This is a genomic window from Sphingobacterium sp. UBA5639 (assembly GCF_002421245.1).
Classification (GTDB): Bacteria; Bacteroidota; Bacteroidia; order Sphingobacteriales; family Sphingobacteriaceae; genus Sphingobacterium; species Sphingobacterium multivorum.
This window is the reverse complement of sequence record NZ_DIJR01000033.1, coordinates 36,128-45,175: the sequence shown is the minus strand read 5'-3', so window position 1 is coordinate 45,175 and position 9,048 is coordinate 36,128. Positions and strand designations below refer to the sequence as shown.

Genomic DNA, 9,048 nt, shown 5'->3' with positions numbered 1-9,048 from the left:
TCAATATGCTCCAGTATATCCAACTCTCCCTGAGATTTCCTGAAAACATAATGAGCAAGACCATTTTTGTTGTAAAGATGATAATCTTTCATGCCCATGCTTTTATCATGCACGGTAATTTGAGCGTACATTACCCGATTTCGGCAAAAGATTTCTAGCGGTTTCATTACACAATATTACTAATATTATTAGCAACATTGTATACCGTACAGATATTTAGGGTTTCCCATTTTTTATATGTAATCGGATGTATTAAGCCTATCCTAGCCCGATAATAGCATTATGGGAAACCTTAGTCTATATTAAGATTGGAATTGACGTAAGCCGTCGCTACGCGGACAGCTTACCATAAGCGACTTGGTTAAACAGCTCCACTTTCGTATCTTCGATACGGCTACGTTACTTCGCAAAGTCGCCGCTCTACATATACAATGCTAAAAACTACCGTACATACATTCAACGACCTTGACAAATGGTTGTCCGACAACTTCTATTTTGAAGACGGACACGTTTTGGCAATAAAAGAAAATCCGCTTGAAATTATTGTTGGTTATAATGTGAAAGCAAATTATAAGGCAAATTCAGAAAGACACATCTTGCCTTTCAAAATTATTCCATCAAAAATTTATGAATGGACTTTTGACATAGATGTAACAAATGTTGGTGACGACAATTACATTGAATATATTGAAGCATGGGAAGTTGAAAATGGAATTTGCTTAGAGTTCGCTACACCTGCGATTTTTCGACTTGTTACAAACAGCCTTGAAATTGAAGAACAAGAACTAATAAAAACAACATTTAAGCCTTGGACAAGTGAGAAGGAAATATATTTGACCGCTGACCTTTCTGAAGTTCCGAGACCTTTATTTTGGAAAGAAAAATTAAGCAAATACGGACACGACATTCTGTTTCGTTATTATTCAGGTGAAGAAAGACAACCAGAGCAAGTTCCTTATCCAGACTATCAAGGTTACTATATACAACTTGCGGACAGAATTAGCTCGACACAAGAAGGTATTTTTCTCAAGCATATTAAAGTAGAAAACGGAAAATTTAGTTTGAATTTTGAAAACAAGGACGATAAATTGAAAAATGTTTGGAACGACTTAACAGCAATTCTTGCAGAATTTCCTAATGCTCAAATCAAAAGCGGAAATTGCGAGTTTACCGGGACAAAATGGAAACAATATTTAGCGGACAAACTATTACCGACAACAGAATAACAGGAAGCACAGCATATAACGGGAGACTGTAACATAAACTGTGTCAACCAATTTAATCGGCTCGTGCCATTCATCTATTGGTGGAGCAGTCATCCAAAATAAAGAAACTTAGAGTTTTTCGACCTCTTCGACAGAAAGCCCTGTGCCCTTAGCAATATCAGCTATAGGTAGCCCCATTTCCTTAAATGCTTTAGCAGTCTCAAGAGCTTTTTTACGCTCTCCTTCTGCTAGTCCTTTGGCTTTACCTTCTGCTAGACCTTTGGCTTTACCTTCTGCTAGACCTTTAGCTTTACCTTCTGCTAGGCCTTTAGCGTGACCTAAAGATTCTCCGGATTTCTTGGCCGAATTAAATACGCTCTCAGCATCACGCTTATGTTTTAAACTTGCTTCGTATGACATTAGCTCCTCCTCCGTTAGTTTACCTATCTCTCCTATCTCAAAGATAAGACCAAATATTCTTTTATCCAAAAATGTTGGCAATCTATCCATGGTACTCAAGTGTTTAAGTAAGTACAACCACTGATCCATAACTGTCTTTAGTTCTTCTGGCTGTTTATTAAATAATGGAAGCGAAATCATTTTATATCCCAATTTATCATAGAATATTTCTTTGGTCAATTTGTCACACAGCGCAACATCATAGAAATAAGGCCGCTCTGTGACACGAGATATACCGGTACTACCATTTCTATCCATGTGAAACTCCAAAATACCAATAAAGTAAACCTCCGGTAGGTAATAATCACTACCCTTCTTACCTCGCGCTAATTGTTTATTGATGAGACGTGAGGTATAGTACACTGCACGGTCCTTAAAAAATTCTTGAAAGAGCTGCTGCATCTCAATGATGAAAACCTCACCATCGCTGCCGATACAATGTAAATCAAATACAACACGACGCATTCCCTCATAATCACCATCATGTTCTACAGGCTTATATCTTAGATCCGAAATTATCTTCTCTCCCTGAAACAGACTATTGAGAAACTCAATCAGTAAGATTTTGTTGTCCTCCCTACCAAAGTAAAATTTCCAACCGAAATCGGTACGTGGATCTACATACCTACCCAAATGTTTTTTTGATCTAGCCATAATATTTATTAATTGATTATCAGACAAATATATAACAATAAATTGATTATTGCTAACATATTTAGTAAAAAAACAAGTAAATTATATGGATAGTCAATCACATGAGCTGAAAAATTACAGACAGACTATTCTTTATCAAATTTTATGAGTTATTTAGTATGTAATAAATTAGCACAATAACCTAGTAAATAATATCGATTATGTATAAATTACTTTTAATCACTTTTCTTAGCGTTTGATAGTGAATTATATTAGACTAAAGTAGCCCTTTGCTAAGCGCTAATCTCCAGCAAAGCTGTTTAGGTTTTTTTCCAATCTCCATTATTATTTAGACGATCAGATATATGTTGATTTAGCATTAACTTTTTTTCTTATTTTTGAAATTATTGCAGATTTGCGAGGTGGAAAGTTAAAAATGAAGGAATTATTTCAAACGTTCAAACCAAAAAATCCTATAGTCAAAAAGTATGTTGATTATTACTATTTGGACATTAAACCAAATAATGTGATCAATAAATTCCTATGTTTCCCCCATTTTAATAATACAATTTCAATTTATAGATATCATGTGAGATTGGAAAATGGAGAAATAAAATTTGATGATAACGCAAACCCATTTCAGATTTTCACCCCTATTCGGCAAAAAGTACTTAATGTAAAACAATCTGGAACAGTTTACAGAATCGTCATTGTATTTCATCCTTTAGGTATCCAGCAATTTTACGAAAATTTAAATTTTGCAGATTATATAACAGATTACGAGTTTTTCAGTCCAGAAGAACTAAAAGAAATCTTTTCTACAACTCAAACAAAACATATTTCAGATTTTTTAGACAACGCTTTATTACATCGTTTTAAAAAATTTGAGAGCCCAATTTTAGAACAAGCAATTCAATATATTTTCAGTAATGACGAGAAAATATCTGTCACAGAACTTTCAACTTACATTGGAATCAGCAGACAACATTTAAACAGATTATTTCAATTTCATTTGGGAGTTTCCATAAAAAAATTTTACGAAATAGTTCTTTTTAGGCAGTCCGTCAACAAGAAACTTTTTGAGAACCCTGAAAGTAGCTTCACTGAAATTGCTTATGAGTTTAATTTCAGCGACCAATCTCATCTTAATAAAATCTATAAAAATCTGGTTGATAATTCACCTAGAAACTTTTTTAGCAAAGGAACTATTTTAGGAAAAGAAGATACTTTTTGGCATCTGGATCCTTAACGAGTAAAGTTCCATTTTTACAAGTTCGAGTAAAGTTCCATTTTTACAAGTTTCCGAAATAGTTTGTCTGTAGATTTGCCTGATTAAATTTTGATTTATGAGATATTGTATTGTTTTATTTTTAGTTCTGTTAAGTTTATTTGCCCAAGCACAGGAAAATTATTCAACTTTGATTCGAAAAGCGGTCGAAAACAAAAAAAAAGCAAAAGATTCAATTGCGTATCTGCATGCATTAGGATTATACGAGGATGCATTTGCGCGCTTTCCGGATAGTATAGATCAATTTAGCCGCTATAACGCTTCAATCTTAGCCTATAAATTGAATAATAAAGATAAAGCATTTACCTATTTATCTGCGCTGGCAAAGAAGGAAACCGACTGGAAAACTTATCCCGCTTGGAATTATATCATTAGAGATTATGCTTCGGAAGAATATAAAGATCTAATAGGTGACCCAAGATGGCAAATTTTGAAAAGTGATGCTATTAAAAATAAAGATCGTTTTTACATCCAATTAAAAGTAAAGGAAGATGAATTTTTCAGCATAGAGCCAACTAACCTAGATAAATTTCAGGATGAAAAATCTCTTTATGAGAAAATAAAAAACTTTAATCCCTACAAAGCGAAAAAGAATCAGGATTATTCTATTTCATTCAAAATAAACGATTCAACCAAAACTTCGTTTTTTATTCATTTACCAAAAAATTACAATCCTCATAAGAAGTATCCCCTGCTTTTCTTTCTTCATGGTGCAGTAAGAAGTAATGCGTTGATTGATTATCAGTTTGCAGATTGGAATTTAGGTGGTTGGAATAGATATTACACAAAATATGCAGAGCAAAATGATGTCATTTTAGTTTTTCCAAAAGGGAGCAGGCAATACAATTGGATGACATCAAATGAGGGCTTTTTTATGATTCCCGAAATGCTTGAAAGTATCAAGAAAGCAGTCAACGTTGATGACAATAAAGTTTTCATTTCGGGACATTCTAACGGAGGAACGGGGTCGTTTTCATATCTGATGAAACAACCTACACAATTTGCAGGTTTTTACGGATTTAACACTTATCCAAAAATATTTACGGGTGGTACTTTCGTTGAAAATATTAAAAACCGTTCATTTATCAATTTTTCAACAGATGAGGATTATTATTATCCACCAAACGCAAATGATGATTTAACAAAATTAATGAACGGAATAAATGCCGATTACAAAGATTATCGCTACAATGGATTTCCGCATTGGTTTCCACAATTTGACGAATCTGAACCAGCTTATCAGATTCTTTTTAACGACCTAATAAGCCGGAAGAGAAATCCTTTTTCGAAAGAAATATCTTGGGAATTTGATGATGAAAAATACGGAAATATTGATTGGTTTTCTGATATAAAACTAGATACCCTAAGCCGAAAATCAAATTGGCACAAAGAGTTAAATTTCAAAATCAACCAATGGTTGAAATACGACAAAAACGATAGCTTAGTTGTGCAGGAGGTTAATAAAAAAGCTTTTGATTTTCCAAGAAAATCAGGAAAAATAAAAGCTGAATATCAAAACAACATTTTCAGAATTAAAACTTCATCTATTAAATCATTTTCAATCAATATTTCGCCTGAAATGGTCAATCTGAAGAAGAAAGTAAAGGTTTACGTAAATGGTAAATTGTATTTCAATGGAAAAGTAAAGTACAATCGTGAATATATGTTGCAGAACTTTGAAAACAACCAAGACCGAGAACAAATTTGGATAAATCGTATTAACCTTAATATATCCTAAAATATGTACGCGTCCTTTTCATCAAAAGGTTGTTAAAAAGAATATATACAGCTCTTAATTTCAAGATGATGACGCATTGTTAAGGCTACGGTATGGGTTCGAAAGAAGAGTTGGTTACGCGGAAGAACAGTCGATTCGTTCGGCAGTTTTAACAAATTAAAAAAAAGGCCTCCTGAAATGCAGGTCTAAATCAATGCACAGCTTGGAGCGAATCTTGCGAGAGGAGCCAATATGGTAGGAACTAATCCTGGGACTGGAGTGAAGAACTGGGATACTAATTGTAAATAAATTCAGATGCGAAAGGAACAAATAACAGAGCAGTTAAAAGAGTATTATCCGGAGGGTGTTACCCTCGACGATATCATGGCTTATTCCGCTTCAGAAGCTTACAATAACCGGAAACAATGTATTGAATCAGCCTGGTCAGACCGCGGGCAATGGGAACAATTAAAAGAGTCCCTTACCGACCTGTCTGCTGAAATCTGGGACTATTCCTTCTTAGGGGGAAGCCCTTCATATCACTTTTCCTTCCCCCTTGAGCAGAATGAAGACATCTTATACTCTTTATTTGTTAGTGTTATTTTACCCTATTTTGCGATCAGGATAATGCGCCTCCCCGATCGGAAAAAATCATTTACCCCAGTATGCGATACTGATTTTCAGGTATTTGAAAAGCTGACAAAGAAAGTACAACATGTTTTCCCCGAGCATCTGATAATTAAAGACGATAGGTTGCTACAAACAAAGGTTGATATCTTCGAGGCAGATGGGGAAAATCCTCCATCAATACAGCACCTTTTATTCTCGACGATAGAAACATAGTTACAGCAGCACTATTCCGCAGTATTTAGGAAGCCTTAAGATCCTCCCAGACTCGAGGTTTTTTTATTCCTTTTATATCGTTTTTCATCGCATATCGTCCTTTATCCACTTTAATTCCCCGCGTTGGATCAGGACTATATACTTTTGCACGTGGTCATCGGTCAATAAGCAATTGTCATCTAGGTCGTAATTGAACTGCTTAGTGAAGGTGTCATACTGAATACTTCCTACATAAGCATTATTGAGATAAATAGGCCAAAGGCTGTATTTCTTGGCCGGAACTTCCACTACATGGCGTTTTCCATGATGATAAAACAACTCAGGCACATCCGTGTCAAAGCGAAGTATAAGAGCGTCAATGCACGCTTCCTTGATGTCATCGGCAAGTACACCGAATGCCAATTGCCACACGCCCTGAGATTTCCTGAAAACATAAAAAGCAAGACCATTTTTGTTGTAAAGATGATAATCTTTCATGCCCATGCTTTTATCATGCACGGTAATTTGAGCGTACATTACCCGATTTCGGGAATCCGTAGCCAATTTATTTATTCGGTAGCTTTAATGAGACAAACAAATTAAGCAATAAAAGCTCCTCTCGTTAACCACCAAAGGAGGCAATCTTAGCCAAATATGTTCATACGTATAAAGCTCACAAGATTGGACAGATTCCTATACCGGTCTATCAAGGATAGAAACTGACTGAAAACACTATCCGCCACTTTTTTATACGAATTATCTCATCGTTTTGGACGTTTCCTCTGTTCCAACTTTGCTTAGAAGATATTGAAATTAGACCTGATATTTTAGCTGATACAATGGTGATTACTGTTTTTATAGCAGAAGAACTTCCAATGGATATAACTGCCAACGGAAATGAATGGCTTTTGCGAGAATATAAAAAATCAGACAAATTAATAATTAAAGAATTAAACAATCCTGATTCAGGACTAAAACCATTTCCCCTAAAACCTTCAAAAATAGAAGAAGATTATCCTGTGTGGGATGGAGGTGGTTTAACAAGTGAAATGGAAGATGAAATATTAAAACTTGAAAATTCGGGAGTAATTGAAGGTTATTATGATACAGCTGACAATCAATATGGACACAAACTTGGAGGTTACCCAAGCTTTTGTCAACCGGGTGTTTATTTTGGTAACGACTTTGAATTTGTATTTCAAATTGCATCCGACGACAAAGCAAATTTGAATATAGTTGATAGCGGAACGATGTATTTTGCTAAAAATGCGAAAACAGAAGAATGGAATTTCTACTGTGCCTTTTATTAAAAAAACAGCAGATAACATCCATTTGGCAAAATCTAGTAACTTTATAAAAGCCCGCAATATTTTATTTTTGCAGCATTGACATTCGAGATATCGAATTCTTTGGTAACTGTACTCTATTTTTGGCTCGACTCCCCTGCACTAGCCATACAACGTGTAAAGAAAAGAGTAGAAAACGGAGGACACAATATTCCATCTGATGTGATAGAAAGACGTTATCATCGTGGTTTAGAAAATTTGTTTAACATTTATATTCCAATATGTGATCGCTGGTTGGTTTTTGATAACATGGATTTAATCCCCGGAATTATTGCTCAGGGTGATAAATTTGGAGAATTCGTTTCAAATAGCGAAATTTGGTCAACACTAAAATCGAAATACTATAATGAACGATAAGGTAAATATTGAAAATATTAATCTTGCTGAACGAATTCGTTTAGGAGTGCAAAAGGCTTTACGAAAACTAGCCGAAGAAAGTGCAGCAAAGGGTGAGAGTTTGGTGGTAAAAGTTGACGGAAAAATACAAGAAGTACCTGCAAAGGAACTACTTATGAATTTACCAAAATAGTTTCTTCTGTAAACTATTTAACTAGGCCCCCGGCTATACGCCAAAAAATCTTTAATTCCTTAACGCGTATATTTATTATCTGGAGTTTCTCTTCTGTCTCTTGATTAAAATAGCCTTACCACTGCATATAAATATCTGATATATCATACCGAGTGGCTTCATGCTTCACTGCTTTTAGATAGACCATCTATTCCTTGGCAAAAATTCCAGTCGGACTTTGACTTCGCCTGCATGTACCCCGAAATCTAAAGCGCTATTCCGTCCCTGTGGTAAATCGATAAAGTTTTCAATGCACCACCATGCTTCGTAATTTGGGGCTAGCGGTATCTCCATAAAAATTCCGATAGCCAGATTCCTCATTTAATGGCGCATCCACTAAATTATAACAAGTGACTTGGCAAAACAGCTCCACTTTCGTATCTTCGATACAGCTACGACAAGTCGCCGCGCCAGTTACCTACAAGCATAACACGACACATCAAGAAAACACAATTGCATTTATGACACCTACGGAAAAACTAACTTCCATTTCGACCGAACAATATATTTAAGAAGATGGCGACGAATATAAAGTAGAATTAAAAGAAGGTTTGACAAATCAACAAATTGACGAATTAGCCAAAGATTGCCAACAGGACAAATTCCGCCAGAGATAAGAGAATTACTAAAATTTGCTAGCGCCTTTGAATTTTTTGGAATTGAAGAAATCACATTTGACGGAGTAGGTCAATTCGGATTTGAAGAGTTTTTTAATAATTCAGTTCAACTAGCAGGAGATGGGCATACATGCTCAACACGTGTCCCTCAAGCTGTTCAGTGATAATTAATTGTCTGTTAGGTACTACTTTAGGCTCGAACCTTACCGATCTATCCCGGCCTGTCTCCAGCTCAAAAGTTCCGGTATTGAGACCTCGGACTGTCTTTTTTGTCTTGCCATTTCGACGATTGCTATTGCCCGAAGCTTTCTTTTCGTTCAAGTGGTTTTCCAGTTGCATACCCAATTTTCATATTTAGTTACATTAAACTCATGTGATATAAATTCATGAAAC

General features: G+C 35.2%; 9 protein-coding genes and 1 pseudogene. 7 read left to right on the top strand and 3 right to left on the bottom strand.

What is annotated here, in order from left to right:
* Positions 1-431 precede the first annotated feature (431 nt).
* Positions 432-1,226: a hypothetical protein gene (locus B4Z90_RS21370; protein WP_070565936.1), complete on the top strand. Its 795-nt coding sequence runs from the start codon at positions 432-434 to the stop codon at positions 1,224-1,226.
* Positions 1,227-1,334: 108 nt separating this feature from the next.
* On the opposite strand, the gene B4Z90_RS21365 is transcribed toward B4Z90_RS21370, so the two are convergent.
* Complete coding sequence (locus B4Z90_RS21365; protein ID WP_070565937.1) at positions 1,335-2,318, bottom strand: Rpn family recombination-promoting nuclease/putative transposase; 984 nt, start codon at positions 2,316-2,318, stop codon at positions 1,335-1,337.
* Positions 2,319-2,733: 415 nt separating this feature from the next.
* On the opposite strand from B4Z90_RS21365, the gene B4Z90_RS21360 reads away from it, so the two are divergent.
* The 3 genes from B4Z90_RS21360 (at position 2,734) to B4Z90_RS21350 (ending at position 6,145) form a co-directional block, all read left to right on the top strand.
* Positions 2,734-3,546 carry a helix-turn-helix domain-containing protein gene (locus B4Z90_RS21360; protein ID WP_070565939.1) on the top strand — a complete coding sequence of 271 codons (813 nt, stop codon included), beginning with the start codon at positions 2,734-2,736 and terminating at the stop codon, positions 3,544-3,546.
* 97 nt (positions 3,547-3,643) lie between these two features.
* Positions 3,644-5,323 carry an alpha/beta hydrolase-fold protein gene (locus B4Z90_RS21355; RefSeq protein WP_286766863.1) on the top strand — a complete coding sequence of 560 codons (1,680 nt, stop codon included), beginning with the start codon at positions 3,644-3,646 and terminating at the stop codon, positions 5,321-5,323.
* A gap of 294 nt (positions 5,324-5,617) precedes the next feature.
* Positions 5,618-6,145 carry a hypothetical protein gene (locus tag B4Z90_RS21350; RefSeq protein WP_112376275.1) on the top strand — a complete coding sequence of 176 codons (528 nt, stop codon included), beginning with the start codon at positions 5,618-5,620 and terminating at the stop codon, positions 6,143-6,145.
* Positions 6,146-6,229: 84 nt separating this feature from the next.
* Here B4Z90_RS21350 and B4Z90_RS21345 read toward each other — a convergent pair whose 3' ends face one another.
* Positions 6,230-6,622, bottom strand: a complete 393-nt coding sequence (locus B4Z90_RS21345) for a hypothetical protein (protein ID WP_286803239.1) — start codon at positions 6,620-6,622, stop codon at positions 6,230-6,232.
* Positions 6,623-6,963: 341 nt separating this feature from the next.
* On the opposite strand from B4Z90_RS21345, the gene B4Z90_RS21340 reads away from it, so the two are divergent.
* The 3 genes from B4Z90_RS21340 to B4Z90_RS21330 all read left to right on the top strand — a co-directional run bounded on the left by B4Z90_RS21340 (position 6,964) and on the right by B4Z90_RS21330 (position 7,999).
* Positions 6,964-7,434 carry a DUF1963 domain-containing protein gene (locus B4Z90_RS21340; protein WP_070568840.1) on the top strand — a complete coding sequence of 157 codons (471 nt, stop codon included), beginning with the start codon at positions 6,964-6,966 and terminating at the stop codon, positions 7,432-7,434.
* Positions 7,435-7,509: 75 nt separating this feature from the next.
* The gene (locus B4Z90_RS21335) at positions 7,510-7,827 is read left to right on the top strand and encodes a hypothetical protein (protein WP_070568843.1); all 318 of its coding nucleotides are present in this window, start codon (positions 7,510-7,512) and stop codon (positions 7,825-7,827) included.
* The gene (locus B4Z90_RS21330) at positions 7,817-7,999 is read left to right on the top strand and encodes a hypothetical protein (protein WP_028069684.1); all 183 of its coding nucleotides are present in this window, start codon (positions 7,817-7,819) and stop codon (positions 7,997-7,999) included. Before B4Z90_RS21335 ends, B4Z90_RS21330 begins: the two co-directional genes overlap by 11 nt.
* Before the next feature lie 779 nt (positions 8,000-8,778).
* Here the strand turns inward: B4Z90_RS21330 and B4Z90_RS21325 are convergent.
* Positions 8,779-8,991 (bottom strand): annotated as a pseudogene (locus B4Z90_RS21325) (transposase); the annotation flags it as partial.
* Between the last annotated feature and the right edge of the window lie 57 nt (positions 8,992-9,048).